Source organism: Streptomyces jeddahensis (genome assembly GCF_001642995.1).
Taxonomy (GTDB): Bacteria; Actinomycetota; Actinomycetes; order Streptomycetales; family Streptomycetaceae; genus Streptomyces; species Streptomyces jeddahensis.
Genome location: NZ_LOHS01000034.1, coordinates 37,994 through 56,187, shown reverse-complemented (window position 1 = coordinate 56,187; position 18,194 = coordinate 37,994). Strand labels below are relative to the sequence as shown.

Annotated in this window: 17 protein-coding genes and 1 riboswitch; of the genes, 7 read left to right on the top strand and 10 right to left on the bottom strand. The window is 70.8% G+C overall.

Features of this window, described 5'->3' with window-relative positions; translation table 11 throughout:
• The first annotated feature begins 127 nt into the window (after positions 1-127).
• Positions 128-793 (top strand): HD domain-containing protein, encoded by a 666-nt coding sequence (locus tag STSP_RS04345; RefSeq protein ID WP_067272256.1) that lies wholly within the window; start codon positions 128-130, stop codon positions 791-793.
• A gap of 9 nt (positions 794-802) precedes the next feature.
• Here STSP_RS04345 and STSP_RS04340 read toward each other — a convergent pair whose 3' ends face one another.
• Both STSP_RS04340 and STSP_RS04335 read right to left on the bottom strand, forming a co-directional pair.
• Positions 803-1,081, bottom strand: coding sequence for a DUF4031 domain-containing protein (locus tag STSP_RS04340; protein ID WP_067272227.1), 279 nt, complete (start codon positions 1,079-1,081; stop codon positions 803-805).
• Positions 1,078-1,476, bottom strand: coding sequence for a hypothetical protein (locus STSP_RS04335; RefSeq protein WP_067272224.1), 399 nt, complete (start codon positions 1,474-1,476; stop codon positions 1,078-1,080). Before STSP_RS04335 ends, STSP_RS04340 begins: the two co-directional genes overlap by 4 nt.
• A 169-nt stretch (positions 1,477-1,645) precedes the next feature.
• On the opposite strand from STSP_RS04335, the gene STSP_RS04330 reads away from it, so the two are divergent.
• Positions 1,646-2,575 carry a MurR/RpiR family transcriptional regulator gene (locus STSP_RS04330; protein WP_067272223.1) on the top strand — a complete coding sequence of 310 codons (930 nt, stop codon included), beginning with the start codon at positions 1,646-1,648 and terminating at the stop codon, positions 2,573-2,575.
• A gap of 90 nt (positions 2,576-2,665) precedes the next feature.
• Positions 2,666-3,667 (top strand): N-acetylmuramic acid 6-phosphate etherase, encoded by a 1,002-nt coding sequence (gene murQ, locus STSP_RS04325; protein ID WP_078066880.1) that lies wholly within the window; start codon positions 2,666-2,668, stop codon positions 3,665-3,667.
• A gap of 420 nt (positions 3,668-4,087) precedes the next feature.
• On the opposite strand, the gene STSP_RS04320 is transcribed toward murQ, so the two are convergent.
• The 5 genes from STSP_RS04320 to thrC all read right to left on the bottom strand — a co-directional run bounded on the left by STSP_RS04320 (position 4,088) and on the right by thrC (position 9,855).
• Complete coding sequence (locus STSP_RS04320) at positions 4,088-5,230, bottom strand: NADH:flavin oxidoreductase (RefSeq protein WP_067272220.1); 1,143 nt, start codon at positions 5,228-5,230, stop codon at positions 4,088-4,090.
• 243 nt (positions 5,231-5,473) lie between these two features.
• Complete coding sequence (groL, locus tag STSP_RS04315; RefSeq protein ID WP_067272218.1) at positions 5,474-7,096, bottom strand: chaperonin GroEL; 1,623 nt, start codon at positions 7,094-7,096, stop codon at positions 5,474-5,476.
• A gap of 392 nt (positions 7,097-7,488) precedes the next feature.
• Positions 7,489-7,692 carry a cold-shock protein gene (locus tag STSP_RS04310; RefSeq protein WP_003986833.1) on the bottom strand — a complete coding sequence of 68 codons (204 nt, stop codon included), beginning with the start codon at positions 7,690-7,692 and terminating at the stop codon, positions 7,489-7,491.
• Between the two features lie 445 nt (positions 7,693-8,137).
• Positions 8,138-8,413, bottom strand: coding sequence for a MoaD/ThiS family protein (locus STSP_RS04305; protein WP_067272215.1), 276 nt, complete (start codon positions 8,411-8,413; stop codon positions 8,138-8,140).
• 128 nt (positions 8,414-8,541) lie between these two features.
• Positions 8,542-9,855 (bottom strand): threonine synthase, encoded by a 1,314-nt coding sequence (thrC, locus tag STSP_RS04300; RefSeq protein WP_067272213.1) that lies wholly within the window; start codon positions 9,853-9,855, stop codon positions 8,542-8,544.
• An 18-nt stretch (positions 9,856-9,873) separates the two neighbouring features.
• Positions 9,874-10,031: riboswitch (SAM riboswitch) on the bottom strand.
• Positions 10,032-10,227: 196 nt separating this feature from the next.
• Here thrC and STSP_RS04295 point away from each other — a divergent pair.
• Together STSP_RS04295 and STSP_RS04290 are read left to right on the top strand one after the other, a co-directional pair.
• A complete protein-coding gene (locus STSP_RS04295) occupies positions 10,228-11,193 on the top strand; it encodes a glucosyl-3-phosphoglycerate synthase (RefSeq protein WP_067272251.1) in 966 nt (321 codons plus the stop codon).
• 218 nt (positions 11,194-11,411) lie between these two features.
• Positions 11,412-12,827 (top strand): alpha,alpha-trehalose-phosphate synthase (UDP-forming), encoded by a 1,416-nt coding sequence (locus STSP_RS04290; protein WP_198547259.1) that lies wholly within the window; start codon positions 11,412-11,414, stop codon positions 12,825-12,827.
• A 131-nt stretch (positions 12,828-12,958) separates the two neighbouring features.
• Here STSP_RS04290 and otsB read toward each other — a convergent pair whose 3' ends face one another.
• From otsB to STSP_RS04275, 3 genes are all read right to left on the bottom strand, one after another.
• A complete protein-coding gene (otsB, locus tag STSP_RS04285; protein WP_067272210.1) occupies positions 12,959-13,810 on the bottom strand; it encodes a trehalose-phosphatase in 852 nt (283 codons plus the stop codon).
• A 41-nt stretch (positions 13,811-13,851) separates the two neighbouring features.
• Entirely contained in the window at positions 13,852-14,112 is a 261-nt protein-coding gene (locus tag STSP_RS04280) for a DUF3263 domain-containing protein (protein ID WP_067272243.1), read from the bottom strand.
• Between the two features lie 148 nt (positions 14,113-14,260).
• On the bottom strand, positions 14,261-15,526 hold the full coding sequence (locus STSP_RS04275) for an ABC transporter substrate-binding protein (protein ID WP_456300502.1): 1,266 nt from the start codon (positions 15,524-15,526) through the stop codon (positions 14,261-14,263).
• Positions 15,527-15,778: 252 nt separating this feature from the next.
• On the opposite strand from STSP_RS04275, the gene STSP_RS04270 reads away from it, so the two are divergent.
• On the top strand, positions 15,779-16,795 hold the full coding sequence (locus STSP_RS04270; protein ID WP_078066879.1) for an ROK family protein: 1,017 nt from the start codon (positions 15,779-15,781) through the stop codon (positions 16,793-16,795).
• Positions 16,795-18,054: an N-acetylglucosamine-6-phosphate deacetylase gene (gene nagA / locus STSP_RS04265; RefSeq protein ID WP_078066878.1), complete on the top strand. Its 1,260-nt coding sequence runs from the start codon at positions 16,795-16,797 to the stop codon at positions 18,052-18,054. The genes STSP_RS04270 and nagA overlap by 1 nt, the downstream gene beginning before the upstream one ends.
• The last annotated feature ends 140 nt before the right edge of the window (positions 18,055-18,194 follow it).

Here is an 18,194-nt window from a genome sequence, read left to right as displayed (position 1 = left end):
AAGCAAGGGCCCGCGGAGCGGGCAGGTCCCCGCCGCGGAGCGGCGCAGAAAGCAGAGCCCGCCGCGGAGCGGCGCAAAACCCGGCGCGGAGCGCCGAAGCCCCCACCGCGACGAGACAATGGCGGGCATGGCCGCCACCCCACCCCACCCCACCCCCACGGACCTGCACACCCGCTGGTCCTCAACCGTCACGGCCGCCCGTGGTACGGACAGGGACGAACCGTCCCCGGACCCGTACGCCGAGGACCTTCTGGCCCGCTGGTCGGAACCCCACCGCCGCTACCACACCACCGAGCACCTGCGCGCGGTCCTGGACCACGTCGACGTACTGGAGGAGCACGCCGACGACCCCGCCCTGGTCCGCCTGGCCGCCTGGTTCCACGACGCGGTCTACCTCCCCGAGCGCTCGACGAACGAGGAGCGCAGCGCCCGCCTCGCCGAACGCGCGCTGCGGGAGCTCGGCGTGGGCGAGTCCGGCACGGCCGAGGTCGCCCGCCTGGTCCGCCTCACGGTCACGCACGACCCGGCGTCCGGCGACGCCAACGGTGAGGTTCTGTGCGACGCGGACCTGGCGATCCTGGCCTCACCCCCCGAGACGTACGCCGCCTACACCGCCGCCGTCCGCGAGGAGTACGGCTTCGTACCCGATGACGCGTTCCGCGAGGGCCGGGCGGCGGTCCTCCGTCAACTTCTCGCCCTCCCCGCTCTGTTCCGCACTCCGTACGGCAGGGAGCACTGGGAGGAACGGGCCCGCCGGAACCTGACGACGGAACTGGACCTCCTGACGAACTGACAAGAGCGGCTAAGAGCCCCCGGCCACATACGCCCCCTTGCGCCTGCGCAACCCCGACTCCGTCAGCAGCCGCACCACCTCGCGGCTGCTGACCTCCACCGCGCCCGCCGCCACCGCGTGGGCGTAATGGTGCGACGGCAGGTCGTAGTGGTCGCGTTCGAAGGCCCGGGCCGGGATGCCCAGCCGTTCGGCGAAGGCGTGCAGTTCGTCGTACGAGACGTCGCTGATCAGGTGGGACCACATGCGGCCGTGACCGGGCCAGGTGGGCGGGTCGATGTAGACCGTCACGACGTGGTCGTCTCGCCGCACGTGCCGAGCGAGCCGACCGCCGCGACCTTCACGCCGATCTTGCCGCACACCCAGTGCGGATCGGGCCCCAGCTCGGGCTCGACGTCCAGGGCGTGGGGATCTCCGGAGCCGCAGACGGGGCACAGCGGCCACCGGCCGTACCGCTCCAGGAGGGCGTCCTGCACGTCCTGGGCGACCAGCCCCGCCACGTAGTGCAGGCCCTCCGGCCACTGCTCGGCCCACCAGCGACGCTGGGCCACCGACTCCTCCACCAGGGAGACGATTTCGGCCTCGGCCACCTCACCCGCGACGAGATCCGCCAACACCAGCGCACGCGCCGCGTGCAGTGCCTGCTCCAGCGGGCTGACGGGGTGCGGTGCGTGCGAGGAGTCCATGAGGCCATTGTGCGCAGCCCTCCCGCGTACCACCAAGCTGCGACGTGCCCGACAGGTCGAGACCGCTGGAAACCGTGCCGACGCCATCCCTGCGCACCCTCTACCGCACCCTTGTCCGCCCTCGACCGCACCCTTGACCGCCTCACCGACCCGAAAATATCTTTCAAAGGTGACCAGTAATGTGAAGGAAATTTTCGCAGGTGCGGGCGGCGCCTCACCGGCCCCGGCCGCCCTCGCGGCCAAGGTGCGCACCCTCGCACCGTCGATGACCCGCTCGATGCAGCGTGTCGCCGAAGCCGTCGCCGGGGACCCGGCGGGCTGCGCGGCCCTCACGGTCACCGGACTCGCCGAGCTCACCGGCACCAGCGAGGCGACGGTGGTCCGCACCGCCCGCCTCCTCGGCTACCCCGGCTACCGCGACCTGCGCCTGGCCCTGGCCGGCCTCGCCGCCCAGCAGCAGTCGGGCCGCGCCCCCTCCGTCACGGCGGACATCGCGGTCGACGACCCGATCGCGGACGTGGTGGCGAAGTTGGCGTACGACGAGCAGCAGACCCTCGCCGACACCGCCGCCGGACTCGACACAGCCCAGCTCGGCGCGGCCGTCACAGCGCTCGCCGCCGCCCGCCGTATCGACATCTACGGCATCGGCGCGTCGTCCCTGGTCGGCCAGGACCTGGCGCAGAAGCTGCTGCGCATCGGCCTCATCGCGCACGCCCACGGCGACCCGCACCTGGCCATCACCAACGCCGTCCAGCTGCGCGCCAAGGACGTGGCGATCGCGATCACGCACTCCGGCTCGACGGGCGACGTCATCGAACCGCTGCGGGTGGCCTTCGAGCACGGCGCCACGACGATCGCGATCACCGGCCGCCCGGACGGACCCGTCTCGCAGTACGCCGACCACATCCTGACCACGTCGACGGCTCGCGAGAGCGAGCTGCGCCCCGCGGCCATGTCGTCCCGGACCAGCCAACTGCTCGTCGTGGACTGCCTCTTCGTGGGCGTGGCCCAGCGGACGTACGAGTCCGCGGCTCCGGCCCTGTCCGCCTCGTACGAGGCCCTGGCGCACCGCCATTCCCCGCGCAGCACGGGCCGCTGAACCCACCTCGCACCCTCGTCGGGCCCCACGCCCACAACCAGCGAACCCACCCCACCCCCCACACACAGGCACCGAAAAGAGCCGCCCCCCATGACCTCCCGAACCGACGACGGCACGGCCGCCGACGAGACCTCCTCCGGAGCCGCGTCCACCGCCCACCGCGGCCCCGCCGCGTACCGCGATCTCCGCGCCGAGCTGGCGGCTCTCACCACGGAGGCCTTCCGGCCCGAACTCTCCGAGATCGACCGGCTGCCCACGCTGGAAATCGCGAAGATCATGAACGGCGAGGACGCCACCGTCCCGTCGGCCGTCGCCGCGCAGCTGCCCCGGATCGCCGCAGCGATCGACGACATCGCCGCGCGTATGTCCCGCGGCGGCCGACTCGTGTACGCGGGCGCCGGTACGGCGGGCCGCCTGGGCATCCTCGACGCCTCCGAGTGCCCGCCCACCTTCAACACCGACCCGTCGGAGGTCGTCGGCCTGATCGCGGGCGGCCCGCGCGCCATGGTCACCTCGATCGAGGGCGCCGAGGACTCCAGCGAGCTGGCCGCGGCCGACCTGGACGGGCTCGGCCTCACCGCGGACGACGTGGTGGTCGGCATCTCCGCATCCGGCCGCACCCCCTACGCGATCGGCGCCGTCGAGCACGCACGCGCGCGTGGCGCCCTGACGATCGGCCTGTCCTGCAACGCGGACAGCGCACTCGCGGCCGCGGCGGACCACGGCATCGAAATCGTCGTAGGGCCCGAACTCCTCACCGGCTCCACGCGCCTGAAGGCGGGAACAGCCCAGAAGCTGGTCCTCAACATGCTCTCGACGATCACGATGATCCGGCTCGGCAAGACCTACGGAAACCTGATGGTCGACGTCCGCGCATCGAACGACAAGCTCCGCGCCCGCTCCCGCCACATCGTCGCCCTCGCCACGGGCGCCTCCGACGACCAGATCGAGGCGGCCCTGACCGCGGCCGACGGCGAGGTCAAGACAGCCATCCTGATCCTCCTCGCCGACATCGACGCCCCGACCGCGACCCACCTCCTCACCAACGCAGGAGGCCACCTACGCATGGCGATCAACGCAGCCGACGCCTGACTCCGCCGACCACCCCGACCCAAGCCGCCTCCGTCCCCACGCGTAGCCCGGACACCCTGGGCACGCGAACCCCCATGCCTTTCGCTCGTCCACTGCGAGCGTCCTGCTCACTGTCTTCCGTCAGACCCGCATGCATGAAGCGGCTCAGGTGGCCCGCGCAGTGACAGCTCGTAAGGTGTGCGAGCGAGCACGGCCCGGCCCGGCCCGGCCCACGAGACGTACAGCCGCGGCGAAGTCTCCCGCGTCGAAGGCGCCGACGAAGCCGCGCTGCGCCGCGAAACGGGCGGGCGCGCTGTGATGGCGGGTTCCCAGACCGTTGCGGGCAGTTCTCAAAGTGGGATGACCTTCTGCCCCATGTGGGAAGCGCCCGAGGGCGGGCCCTCTGAAGCAAAGGAGCCGCCCTCGGCGTGCAGCAATCAATCAGCTCAGAGTCCGCAGCGCCGCCGCGTCGTACGCCGACAGCTCGTCGAACCGGTCGCCGAGCACCTTCGCAGCCCACTCCGGATCCTGCAGCAGCGCACGGCCGACCGCGACCAGGTCGAACTCCTCGCGCTCCAGCCGGTCCAGCAGGTTGTCGATGCTCTTCACCGGGGCGCCCTCGCCCTGGAAGGTGCGGTGGAACTCGCCGTCCAGGCCGACGGAGCCGACCGTGATGACCGGCTTGCCGGTGAGCTTCTTCGTCCAGCCGGCCAGGTTGAGGTCGGAGCCGTCGAACTCGGGCAGCCAGTAGCGGCGGGTCGAGGCATGGAAGACGTCCACTCCGGCCTCGGCGAGCGGCGTGAGGAGCGCCTCCAGCTCGGCCGGGTTCTCGGCGAGCCGGGCATCGTAGTTCCCCGACTTCCACTGCGAGAAGCGGAAGATCACCGGGAAGTCCGGCGAGACGGCCTTGCGGACCGCGGCCACGATCTCGGCACCGAACGTCGTACGGGCCACCAGGTCGCCGCCGTACGCGTCCGTGCGGCGGTTCGTGCCGGACCACAGGAACTGGTCGATGAGGTAGCCGTGGGCGCCGTGCAGTTCGACGCCGTCGAAGCCGATCCGCTCGGCGGCGGCCGCGGCCTCGGCGAACGCCCCGATGACGTCGTCCAGGTCCTCCTGGGTCATCGCCTTGCCCTCGCCCTCGGTGCCGTCCAGGCGGATGCCCGAGGGACCGACCGCCGGGGCCTCCGGGAACGGCGGCTCGCCGGCGGTGCGCACCATGCCGATGTGCCACAGCTGCGGCACGATCGTCCCGCCCGCCGCGTGGACGGCCTCGGCGACCTTCGCCCAGCCCGCCAGCTGCTCCTCGCCGTGGAAGCGCGGGATGCGGTCGCTCTGCCCCGCCGACTCGTGACCGACGTACGTGCCCTCGGTGACGATCAGTCCGACGCCCGCGGCCGCCCGGCGCGCGTAGTACCACGCCACGTCCTCGCCGGGAACGCCGCCCGGTGAGAACTGCCGGGTCATCGGCGCCATCGCGATCCGGTTCGGGACGGTCAGGCCGTTCAGCTGGACGGGCCGGGAGAGGATCCCGGCCGCGCGCGATGCGGGGGCGGAATCGGAAGCGGAGGCCGTGACGGTCACGTGGGAGGCTCCTCGGAATCGGGGAAACTGGCGGACAAGAGATCGGACAAGAGGACGAACACGCGAGCAGATATGTGCACGTGCATCCACTCTTCGTACGCGTCAACTGCCCGGCCCGCCGCGGCATTCCACCGCGCCCTCGGCACCCCGCTGTGATCCCGGACACGCCCGAGGGCGGCGCCCCCAGGGAGAAGGGGTGCCGCCCTCGGGACTTGCAGGACGGTTGATCAACCTTCAGGTCGATCAGAAGTCCATGTCACCGCCCGGCATGCCGCCGCCGGCCGGGGCCGCGGCCTTCTCCGGCTTGTCGGCGATGACGGCCTCGGTGGTGAGGAACAGCGCGGCGATGGAGGCCGCGTTCTGCAGAGCGGAACGCGTCACCTTGGCCGGGTCGATGATGCCCTCGGCGATCAGGTCGACGTACTCACCGGTCGCGGCGTTCAGACCGTGGCCCGGGGTGAGGTTGCGGACCTTCTCCACCACGACGCCGCCCTCGAGGCCGGCGTTGACGGCGATCTGCTTCAGCGGGGCCTCGAGCGCGAGCTTCACGGCCTGCGCACCGGTGGCCTCGTCGCCCTCGAGCTCCAGCTTCTCGAACACCTGGGAGGCCTGGAGCAGGGCCACGCCACCACCGGCGACGATGCCCTCCTCGACGGCCGCCTTCGCGTTGCGGACGGCGTCCTCGATGCGGTGCTTGCGCTCCTTGAGCTCGACCTCGGTGGCGGCACCGGCCTTGATGACGGCCACGCCGCCGGCCAGCTTCGCCAGGCGCTCCTGGAGCTTCTCGCGGTCGTAGTCCGAGTCGGAGTTCTCGATCTCGGCGCGGATCTGGTTGACGCGGCCGGCGACCTGGTCGGCGGAGCCGGCGCCGTCGACGATCGTGGTCTCGTCCTTGGTGATGACGACCTTGCGGGCGCGGCCCAGGAGGTCCAGGGTCGCGTTCTCCAGCTTGAGGCCGACCTCCTCGGAGATGACCTCGCCGCCCGTGAGGATGGCGATGTCGCCGAGCATGGCCTTGCGGCGGTCACCGAAGCCCGGGGCCTTGACGGCGACGGACTTGAAGGTGCCGCGGATCTTGTTGACGACCAGGGTCGACAGGGCCTCGCCCTCGACGTCCTCGGCGATGATCAGCAGCGGCTTGCCGGACTGCATGACCTTCTCGAGGAGCGGCAGCAGGTCCTTGACCGAGGAGATCTTCGAGTTGGCGATCAGGATGTACGGGTCGTCGAGGACGGCCTCCATACGCTCCATGTCGGTGGCGAAGTACGCCGAGATGTAGCCCTTGTCGAAGCGCATACCCTCGGTGAGCTCCAGCTCCAGACCGAAGGTCTGGGACTCCTCGACGGTGATGACGCCTTCCTTGCCGACCTTGTCCATGGCCTCGGCGATGAGCTCGCCGATCTGGGTGTCGGCGGCGGAGATGGAGGCCGTGGAGGCGATCTGCTCCTTGGTCTCGATGTCCTTGGCCTGCTCGAGCAGGGAGGCGGAGACCGACTCGACGGCCTTCTCGATGCCGCGCTTCAGAGCCATCGGGTTGGCACCCGCGGCGACGTTGCGCAGACCCTCCTTGACCAGCGCCTGGGCGAGGACGGTCGCGGTCGTCGTGCCGTCACCGGCGACGTCGTCCGTCTTCTTCGCGACCTCCTTGACCAGCTCGGCGCCGATCTTCTCGTACGGGTCCTCGAGCTCGATCTCCTTGGCGATGGAGACACCGTCGTTGGTGATCGTGGGGGCGCCCCACTTCTTCTCGAGGACGACGTTCCGGCCCTTGGGGCCAAGGGTGACCTTGACGGCGTCGGCGAGCTGGTTCATCCCGCGCTCGAGACCGCGCCGTGCCTCCTCGTCGAACGCGATGATCTTGGCCATGTGAAGTGGTCCTCCCGGACTGGGGTGGATTTCTCCGGACCGCGCTGGCGCCCGCGACGGACGGCCTGCCTGCCTCGTGGTTCCTTGCCCCACCCGGCCTGCGGACCTCACCGACTCGGTCCTTCGTTGTCACTCTCACTCTCAGAGTGCTAACGCCAATGATTAGCACTCGCCCCCCATGAGTGCAAGCCGCCCGAAGGGCGTCGTTGAGGGGTGGCGGTCGGGCGACGGGAGGGCGCAAGCGCCTGGCGGGGTGCGCCCTTGGGCGTGCGCGCCCTCTGCGGGATGGCGCGCGCCCTCTGGAACGTCCGGCGTCCGGGCACAGCGAAGGGCCCGTACCCCCCTACTGGGATACGAGCCCTCCGTGAACGTCGCTGCAGTCAGTCGGCGCCTTAGCCGGCCACGCGGACCATGTCCGCCTGCGGTCCCTTCTGACCCTGCGAGATCTCGAATTCGACCCGCTGGCCCTCTTCGAGGGTGCGGTAGCCGTCCATCTGAATCGCGCTGTAGTGGACGAAAACATCCGCACCACCGTCGACCGCGATGAAGCCGTACCCCTTCTCCGCGTTGAACCACTTGACGGTGCCCTGAGCCATGCCTAACTCCCCTATTACTGGCCCTTGCACAGGACCGCACTTCGCGGACCCGGGTCAGACCTCACCCCCCAACGGTTGGGGGTGTGCGCCGGAACGCGTCGACCGCGGCTGAATGTATCTGCCCAACTGCCGTCTGCAACAGGTCAATCGGACGAGAAATCCGGGCACGCCTGATCGGAGATATACGGAGAATCCACCAGGACTCAGGGCAAGTCGGGCCCGGCAAAAGGAATGTATGGCGCAAAAGGATGGTGCACTTTGGCTACTTCTCATCGGCCGCCGGACGCGAAGTCATATGCGCCGGACAAGAACAGCGAACCGAGTTCCCCAACTGTACCGCGCTCAATCATGCAGAATTGCCCCCTCCGCTTCTCTCGCGGAGGGGGCAATTCTGGTGACGCAGTGTGCGGTACGGCTCGGCGGCCGCCGGCACCGTGCTCGACGGTCAGCCGCCGGCGACGGCCGGGATGATCGAGACGCCCGCACCGTCCGGCGTGGCGGTCTCCAGACCCTGCTCGAAGCGGACGTCGTCGTCATTCACGTACACGTTCACGAAGCGGCGGAGCTTGCCCTGGTCGTCGAGGACGCGGGCGGCGATCCCCGTGTGGTTCTTCTCCAGGTCGGCGATGACCTCGGAGAGCGTGGCCCCTTCGGCGGGCACCTCGGCCTGGCCGCCGGTGTAGGTACGCAGGATGGTCGGGATGCGGACGGTAACGCTCATGATTCACCTCGGGGGAAACGGGGTGCGCCCCGAAGGGGCGCGGGCTGTATCGATATGCGGCTCCGCCGCGTGGGCGCGAGGACGGACCACGGCCGTCGGTCGGCCACGATCACAAGCCACGATGGCGCCTAACCGGCAAGCCCCGCGGAGCGAAACGCGTCGAGCGACGGCTTGATCACGGCCGACGGGCCGCTCGTCGGGGCCACCGCGTCCAGCGTCTTCAGCCCGTCGCCCGTGTTGAGGACGACCGTGGTCAGCGACGGGTCCAGGAGGCCGTTCTCGATCAGCTTGCGGGTGACGCCGACGGTCACGCCGCCCGCCGTCTCGGCGAAGATGCCCTCCGTGCGGGCCAGCAGCTTGATTGCGTCGACGACCTGCTCGTCGTTGACGTCCTCGACGGCGCCGCCCGTGCGGCGGGCGATGTCCAGGACGTAGGGGCCGTCGGCCGGGTTGCCGATGGCGAGGGACTTGGCGATGGTGTTCGGCTTCTGCGGCCGCACCACGTCGTGCCCGGCCTTGAAGGCCGCCGACACCGGGGAGCAGCCCTCCGCCTGGGCACCGAAGATCTTGTACGGCTTGTCCTCGACCAGGCCGAGCTTGATCAGCTCCTGCAGACCCTTGTCGATCTTCGTGAGCTGGGAGCCGGAGGCGATCGGGATCACCAGCTGGTCCGGGATCTGCCAGCCGAGCTGCTCGCAGATCTCGTACGCGAGGGTCTTGGAGCCCTCGCCGTAGTACGGCCGGAGGTTGACGTTGACGAAGCCCCAGCCCTCGCCCAGCGGGTCGCCGATGAGCTCCGAGCAGAAACGGTTCACGTCGTCGTAGGTGCCCTCGATGCCGACGAGGTCGCCGCCGTAGACGGCGGCCATGACGACCTTGCCCTGCTCGAGGTCGTGCGGGATGAAGACGCAGGAACGGAAGCCGGCGCGGGCGGCGGCGGCGCCGACGGCACCGGCCAGGTTGCCCGTGGAGGAGCAGGAGAGCGTGGTGAAGCCGAAGGCGCGGGCGGCCTCGAGGGCCTGGGCGACGACGCGGTCCTTGAAGGAGTGCGTCGGGTTGCCGGAGTCGTCCTTGATGAACAGGCCGCCGGTGACGCCGAGTTCGCGGGCGAGGTTGTCGGCCTTGACGAGCTTGGTCCAGCCGGGGTTCAGGTTCGGCTTGGTGGCCACGTCCGCCGGGACGGGCAGCAGCGGTGCGTACCGCCAGATGTTGTCGGGGCCGGCCTCGATCTGCTTGCGCAGGCCCTCGGGGTCACCGGTCGGCAGGTCGTATGCGACTTCGAGCGGACCGAAACAGATCTCGCAGGCGAAGATGGGGCCGAGCGGGAAGCGCTCGCCGCACTCGCGACAGGAGAGGGCGGAGGCGGGTCCGAGGTCGACGGCACCCGCGGTGTCGGTTCCGGCGGTGTCGGTGTCGTTGGTGGCGACAGTCTGCGCAGCCATGTCAGGCGAGGCCCTTTCTCCTCATCTTCCTCACGACGCATCTCGCCGTGAGACGGATTTGGCACCTTCCCTAGCCGGGGCCTCGCGGCAGCGATCGACGATGATCGGTACGAGAACCGGCTGGAGGGTTGCCGGGGCTTCAACGGGCCGTGTCCCTCTGCCCCTCTGGATGAGCGGTATGGCGCCGGGCCGTGCGGGTCCCGGAGCGTTTGTTCGCGCCATGACCCCCGACATGCGATGGTCATCCGCGTTGTTCAAGACTGTAACCGAAGGCCAGGACAGTTGAGGTAGTCGTCCGAACCGCGAGATGGATCACAGGGAGTGGTCCCAGTGACGGGCCACCGAGTGGTCCCAGTGAGGGGGCACCAGAACGTGCTGGATGAAGTCGAGCGCTGGCTGAGCACGCGCTCCTGGTCGGTGACCGACCGTCCGCTCCGTCAGCTGATCGCGGCGAAGCGCGCCACCGGGCAGACGGTGAGCGTCGTGCTGCCCGCGCTCAACGAGGAGGAGACGGTCGGCGAGATCGTCGCGGTGATCCGCCGCGAGCTGATGACCCGGGCCGTGCCTCTCGTCGACGAGCTCGTCGTGATCGATTCCGGTTCGACGGACCGCACGGCCGAGGTCGCGGCGGCGGCCGGCGCCCGCGTCGTCCACCGCGACGCGATCCTGCCGCGCATACCGGCGCTGCCCGGCAAGGGCGAGGTCCTGTGGCGCTCGCTGCTCGTGACCAGCGGCGACATCGTCGCGTTCGTCGACGCGGACCTGAAGGAATTCTCCGCGGACTTCGTCTACGGCATCGTCGGCCCGCTGCTCACCGAGCCCGGCGTGGACCTGGTCAAGGCGATGTACGACCGCCCGCTCGGCGCCGAGCTCTCCTCCGGAAGCGCCCCGGGCCAGGGCGGCCGGGTCACCGAGCTGATGGCGCGCCCGCTGCTGAACATGCACTGGCCGCAGCTCGCCGGATTCGTCCAGCCGCTCGGCGGCGAGTACGCGGCCCGCAGGTCCCTGCTCGAACAGCTGCCGTTCCCCGTCGGATACGGCGTCGAGCTGGGCATGCTCGTCGACGCCCTGCACCTCGTGGGCCTGGACGCGCTCGCCCAGGTCGACGTCGGCGTGCGCAAGCACCGGCACCAGGACGGGCAGGCGCTGGGCCGGATGGCGGCCGCGATCTACCGCACGGCGCAGCTGCGCCTGGCCCGCGGCCATCTCGTACGTCCGGTCCTCACCCAGTTCGAGCGCGGCGAGGACGGATTCGAACCGCGTACCTATTCCGTGGACATCGAGGAGCGGCCTCCGATGGCGGAGATCGCGGAGTACGCGGAGCGGCGCGCCGCGTAACCGCGGCATGACATCTGGGTGGTGCGCGCCTCTCGGGGCCCGGCCCTGAGGGGTGCGGCGCCCTGATCGCGGAGCCCTTGGTCTGCTGCTGCGGATCCCGCCGGACGGTCGCCGCGCGTGACCGGCGTGTAACCCGTCGCGGCGACCGTATACGGCCATGGGCCCAGCCGGGTCGTCCGTACGTTTGAGCGTTTCCGGGCCGGGCTAAGTTTGGGCGTATGGCTTCCACTCAGGGTGCTCAGATCCTCGTCGCGTCCAACCGCGGCCCGGTCTCCTACACGCTGGAGGAGGATGGTTCGCTCACCGCCAAGCGCGGCGGTGGCGGTCTCGTCTCAGGCTTGTCGGCGATCGGCCCGGACGCGGGGGCCGTATGGGTGTGCGCCGCTCTGGGCGACGGCGACCGCGAGGCCGTGCGCCGCACGGGCGGCACGCTCGACCCGGCCGACACGGGCGGACAGCACGTGCGCATGCTGGGCATCGAGCCCGACGTGTACGAGGACGCGTACAACGGCATCGCGAACTCGGTGCTGTGGTTCGTGCACCACATGCTGTACCAGACGCCGCTGGAGCCCGCCTTCGGCGCGGAGTTCCGGGCCCAGTGGGCCTCCTACGAGGCGTACAACCGGGCCTTCGCCGAGGCGCTGGCGGACGAGGCGGGCCAGGGCGCGGCGGTGCTGGTGCAGGACTACCACCTGGTGCTGGTCCCGGGCATGCTCCGCGAGCTCCGCCCCGACCTAAGGATCGGGCACTTCTCGCACACGCCGTGGGCGCCCGTCGACTACTTCCGGATGCTGCCCGACGACATCGCGCGGGAGGTGCTGCGGGGCATCCTCGGTGCCGATCGCGCCGCGTTCCTGACCTGGCGCTGGGCGAACGCGTTCACCACCTGCTGCATGGAGCTGCTGGGCCCGGACGCCCTGGCCGACACCCGGATCGGGGTGCACGGGCTGGGCGCGGACGCGGACTTCCTGCGGGAGCGCTCGCACCAGCGGGACGTCGACGAGCGCAAGGCCCTCCTGCGGCAGCAGATCGGTCCCGGCCGCAAGACCATCGTCCGCGTCGACCGCACCGAGCTGTCGAAGAACATCGTGCGCGGCCTGCTCGCCTTCCGGCAGCTCCTCGAGGACCACCCGGAGTGGCGCGAAAAGGTCGTGCACATCGCCATGGCCTACCCCTCACGGCAGGACCTCGCGGTCTACCGGGACTACATGGCCGAGGTGCGCCGGCTCGCCGAGGAGATCAATGAGCAGTACGGCACGCCCGGCTGGACCCCCGTCCAGCTGCACCTCAAGGACGACTTCGCCCGCTCGCTGGCCGCCTACCGGATCGCCGACGTCGCGCTGGTCAACCCCATCCGCGACGGCATGAACCTGGTCGCCAAGGAGGTCCCGGTCGTCTCCGACGAGGGGTGCGCCCTGGTCCTGTCCCGTGAGGCGGGGGCGTACGAGGAGATGGGCGAGGACGCGATCACCGTGAACCCGTACGACGTGTCGGGCACGGCGCGGGCGCTGCACGAGGCGCTCAGTCTTTCCGACGGGGACCGCTTCGAACGGGCGAAGCGGCTGTCGGCGTCCGCGACGGCGCTGCCGCCGACCCAGTGGTTCCTGGACCAGCTGCACGCCCTGGACACCTGAGCGCCGCCGCGCCGCCGCTGTGGGCAGTCGTTCCGCTGGGGCGGAACGGGTGGGCACAGCGGAACCCCGCGGCGGCGGGCACTGTGTTCGACCCCCGGGCACCCACGACGCAGGGTGCCCGGACGACGAGGTCACCCCAGGCGGGCGGCCAACGCCGTCAGGAACCCCGCCACCCCCGCCGGCCCGTCCACCACGACATCGGCCCGCCCGGCCAGCTCGGGAACCTCGGAGCTGCCACTGCACACGAGCAACCCCGGCACCCCCTCCCCCCGAAGCTTCTCCACGGCACCGAACGCAGGAAGATCCCCGAGATCATCCCCGCAGTACAGCACGGCCCCGGCACCCACCTCCCGTACGTACTCGGTGAGCGCCACGCCCTTGTCCATGCCCGGCGGCCGCAGTTCGAGGACGAGTCGGCCCGGCTCGACGATCAGCCCGTGCCGGGCGGCGAGCTCGGCGAGCGGCGCCCGCAGCACCTCGAGCGTGGCCTCGGGGTCCTCGGCACGCCGGGTGTGGACGGCGAGCGCGCGGCCCTTCTCCTCGATCCAGGTGCCGCGCGAGGCGCCGAGGGCCTCCAGGAGGCCGGGCAGTTCGGTGCGGACGGCCGCCACGCCCGGCGGCGGGGCGGGCGCCTGCACGGTGCGGCTGACGGCGTCCCAGCGTTCGGCGCCGTAGTGGCCCAGTACGACGAGGTGTTCGAGGCCCGGCGCGTCGCCGAACCCTCCGTAGCGGACGGCGACATCGGCCGGGCGTCCGGTGATCACCGCTACGGAACGCACGTGCGGCGCGAGGGCCGACATGGCGGGGACGGCGTCCGGGTGGGCGCGCGCCTGCTCGGGGTCGGGCACGATCGGGGCGAGGGTCCCGTCGAAGTCGAGCCCGATCACGGCCTGCCCGGGGTGGGCGATGATCGCCTCGAGCCCACGGCGTCCGGCGTCGTTGCGGGGAGTCGGCAAGGAGTCCTGCTGGCTGTGGCTGCCCATGCTTCGACCCTATCCAGCAGGGGACCCGGGCATCCCCGGCGTCACCGTTCGGTACGGCGGGATTCGCGTATGCGGCGGAGGCGGTTCACCGTGACCGGGTCGTGGGCGAGGGCGCGGGGGTCGTCGATGAGGGCGTTGAGCAGCTGGTAGTAGCGGACCGGGACCATGCCGAGCTGCTCCCTTATCGCGCGCTCTTTCGCGCCGGGCGCAGGCCAGGAGCGGCGCTCCAGCGCGAGCACGGCACGCTGGCGCTCGCTCAGCCCGCCCTGCTGCGCGCCGCCGTCCCTCTGCTGGCTCTCCATGTCCGGCACGGTATCGCCCTCCACCGACAAGCGCCCCCAAGGGGCGCGGGGAACGCTGCGCCCCAAAGGGGCGCGGGGAACTGCGCGACCAGCCACGACGGCGCCGCAGACGACCGAGGGCCCATCGCCGCGGCACCCCAGCGGAGCGCTACCCCGCGTTCTCCTCGGCCGCCGCCTCCCGCTGAAGCTGCCCCAGGATCGACGCCGGGTTGCCGTTCTCGGTGACGGCCTTGCCTATCTGCTGCTTGATGTCGGCGCTGACCTGGGCCCAGGATGTCTTGCCAACAGGGTAGAGCTCCGAGTTCGGCAGCTCCTCCAGGAATTCGGCGAGCTGCCGGTCGTCCTTGTCCTCGGACATCGCGTCGGACGCGGACGTGGTGACGGGCAGCAGGTCGTACTCATGGGAGAAGGCGAGCACGTTCTTCTCGGAGTACACGTAGTCGAGGAACGTGCCGATCTGCTTGGCGTGGCCGTTCTGCTTGAAGGCCATCATCCAGTCGGCGACACCCATGGCGGCCTTGGCCTGGCCGTTGATCCCGGGCATCGGCACCATGCCGAACTTCACGCCCTTCTTGGCGGCCATCTGCATCAGCGTGGGGTGGCCGTTGAGCATGCCGACGTCACCGCGCGTGAAGGCCGCGAAGGCATGTGCGCGGTTGAGCTCGCCGGGCGGGGTCGAGCCCGTGAGGCCCTCGCCGACGAGTTCGTCCCGCAGCCAGTCGAAGGTCCTGATGTTCTCGGTCGAGTCGATGTCGTACGTGCCGACGTTGTCGGTGTAGCCGGCGCCGCCGCTCAGCAGCCACATCATCGTCTCGGCCTGGGCCTCCTCCGGGCCGAGGGGCAGGGCGTAGGGGATCTTCACGCCGCGGGACTTGAGCACGCGGGCGGCGTCCTGCAGTTCGGCCCAGGTCTTCGGCGGGGTGAGGCCCGCGTCCTCGAAGAGCGTCTTGTTGTAGAAGAGCAGCCGGGTGGAGGCGGCGAAGGGCATGCCGTACTGGATGCGGTCGACCTCGCCGGCCTCGCTGAGCTGCGGCAGAAAGTCGGCCTCGACGGGTATGGAGAGCAGCTCGGGAGCGCTGTAGAGCTTGCCGTCCGCGGCGTAGTCGGCGTAGGCGCCGATCTGCGCCATGTCGGGCGCCTGGCCCTTGGCGACCATGTCCTTGACCTTGCGGTCGACGTCGCTCCAGGAGTAGACGCTGACCTTGACCTTGATGCCGGGGTTCTTGGCCTCGAACGCCTTGACGAGCTTGTCCCAGTACTTCTGGGAGCTGTTCGCCGCCGAGTCGCCGTAGTCGGCGGCCACGAGCGTGAGCGTGACGTCACTGCTTCCTTCTGACGTGCCGCAGGCCGCGAGCGACGCCGTCATGCCCAGTGCGGCCGCTGCCGCGATCAGACCCCGAGAGCGTCGCTGCACCGTCGTTTCCCACCCTTGTGTTTCATATGTTCCGTAAGTGCCATTCGTGTCCTGTGTGACTGGCCTGTGTGACTGGCGTGGCACCTGTGTCAGCTTTTCATGAGCGAGTGTTCCGTAGCGCCGCGGGTGAGGTCTACACCAATGAGGTCCGCCTTCGGAAGCGTCCCCACGGGCATCCGATGACCAGTCAGGTGGACTAGACCCACGCAACTGGACTAGACCTCTCATGGGTCTACGGGCGAGACTGTTCCCGTGAGACATGTCATCGCCCTCGACGTGGGCGGCACCGGGATGAAAGCCGCCCTCATAGGGGTGGACGGCGCGGTCCTGCACCGTGCGCGCCGGGCGACCGGCCGCGAGCGCGGCGCCGACGCCGTCGTCGAGACGATCCTCGGCTTCGCCGCCGAGCTGAGCGCCCACGGCGAGGAGCACTTCGGCGAGCCCGCCGCGGCCGCGGGCGTCGCCGTCCCGGGCATCGTCGACGCACAGCGGGGCGTCGCGGCGTACGCCGCGAACCTCGGGTGGCGCGACGTGCCCCTGCGCGACCTGCTCAGCAGCCGGCTCGGCGGGGTGCCCGTCGCCCTCGGCCACGATGTGCGCACGGGAGGACTCGCCGAGGGACGGATCGGCGCGGGCAGGGGCACCGACCGGTTCCTCTTCGTCGCGCTGGGCACCGGTATCGCCGGGGCCATCGGTATCGACGGCGTGGTCGAGGCGGGCGCGCACGGCTTCGCGGGCGAGATCGGCCACATCGTCGTACGGCCCGGCGGCATGCCGTGCCCCTGCGGGCAGCACGGCTGTCTGGAGCGGCTGGCCTCGGCTTCCGCCGTAGGGGAGGCGTGGGCGGGGGCCTGCGGGGACCCGGATGCGGACGCCGCGGACTGCGCGAAGGCCGTGGAATCCGGGGATCCGAGGGCCGCGGCCGTCTGGCAGGGCGCCGTCGACGCACTCGCCGACGGGCTCGTCACCGCGCTCACCCTGCTGGACCCGCGCACCCTGATCATCGGCGGCGGTCTCGCCGGGGCCGGGGAAACGCTGTTCACGCCCCTGCGGGCCGCCGTCGAACAGCGCGTCACGTTCCAGAAGCTGCCCTCCATCGTCCCGGCCGCCCTCGGAGACAGCGCCGGCTGCCTGGGCGCCGGCCTGCTCGCCCGGGACCTGCTCGGCACCACCGAGACCGACCCCGAGACCGACCCCGAGAACGACCCCTCACCGACACCTACGCCCCAGTCACCGATCCCTACGCCCCCTTCGGAGGTAACGACCTGATGGCCACTGAGCGCGAGGCGCTGAATCGAGTGGACGATGGCGCGCCGTCAGGGGCGCGGGGAACTGCGCGATCAGCCCTTCACGACCCGCAGAGTGTGCACCGGACCTCACGCGGAGCGCCTGCCACCGTCCTCGCCGGTGCCCGGGTGGTGCTGCCCACGGGGATCGTGGACGGCGGCCGCGTGGTCGTCGACGGCACGCGCATCGGAGCAGGGGCGCCGCACGACGCCCCGGCTCTCGACCTGACAGGCCACTGGCTGGTCCCCGGCTTCGTCGACATCCACAACCACGGCGGAGGGGGCGCCTCCTTCACGAACGGCACGGTCGAGGAGATCCTCCAGGGCGTCCGGACGCACCGCGAGCACGGCACGACCACGCTCGTCGCCTCCACCGTCACCGGCGAGACGGACTTCCTGACCCAGCGCGCCGGGCTGCTGTCCGAGCTGGCCGAGCAGGGCGACATCGCCGGCATCCACTTCGAGGGCCCGTTCATCTCGCCGTGCCGCAAGGGCGCCCACTCCGAGGCACTGCTGCGCGATCCGGAGCCCGCGGAGGTCCGCAAGCTGGTCGACGCGGCGCGCGGCCAGGCCCGCATGGTCACGCTCGCACCCGAACTGCCGGGCGGCATCGACTCCGTACGGCTGCTCGCCGAGCTCGGCGTGATCGCGGCCGTCGGGCACACGGACGCGACGTACGAGCAGACCGTGGAGGCCATCGACGCCGGTGCCACCGTCGCCACGCACCTGTTCAACGCGATGCCCGGGCTCGGCCATCGCGCGCCGGGCCCGGTCGCCGCGCTCCTGGAGGACGAGCGGATCACGGTCGAGCTGATCAACGACGGCACGCATCTGCATCCGGCCGCGCTGGAGCTGGCCTTCCACCGGGCGGGCGCCTCACGGGTCGCCTTCATCACGGACGCGATGGACGCGGCCGGGTTCGGCGACGGGACGTACCTGCTCGGCCCGCTGGAGGTCGAGGTGCGTGACGGTGTCGCGCGGCTCGTCGAGGGCGGCTCGATCGCGGGCTCGACCCTGACCCTGGACCGGGCGTTCAAGCGCGCGACGACCGTCGACCGGCTGCCGGTCGAGGAGGTCGTGCAGGCCATCTCCGCCAACCCGGCGAAGCTGCTGGGCGTCTACGACCGGGTCGGCTCGCTGGAGCCCGGCAAGGACGCGGACCTGGTGGTGCTGGACGCGGACTTCGAGCTCAAGGGCGTGATGCGCAAGGGCTCATGGGTCGTGGAACCCCGGCTGGGCTGACCCTCCCCCTCACGTGGGAAGGCCCTTCGCACGGTGACCTGTTTTCTACGTTTCAGCTGGTTCAACGGATAACGAACTCACGGCGGTTGGCCCGGAACCCTGGGCTGACCGCCGCCGCTTTGGCATGATCAGGCCCGGCA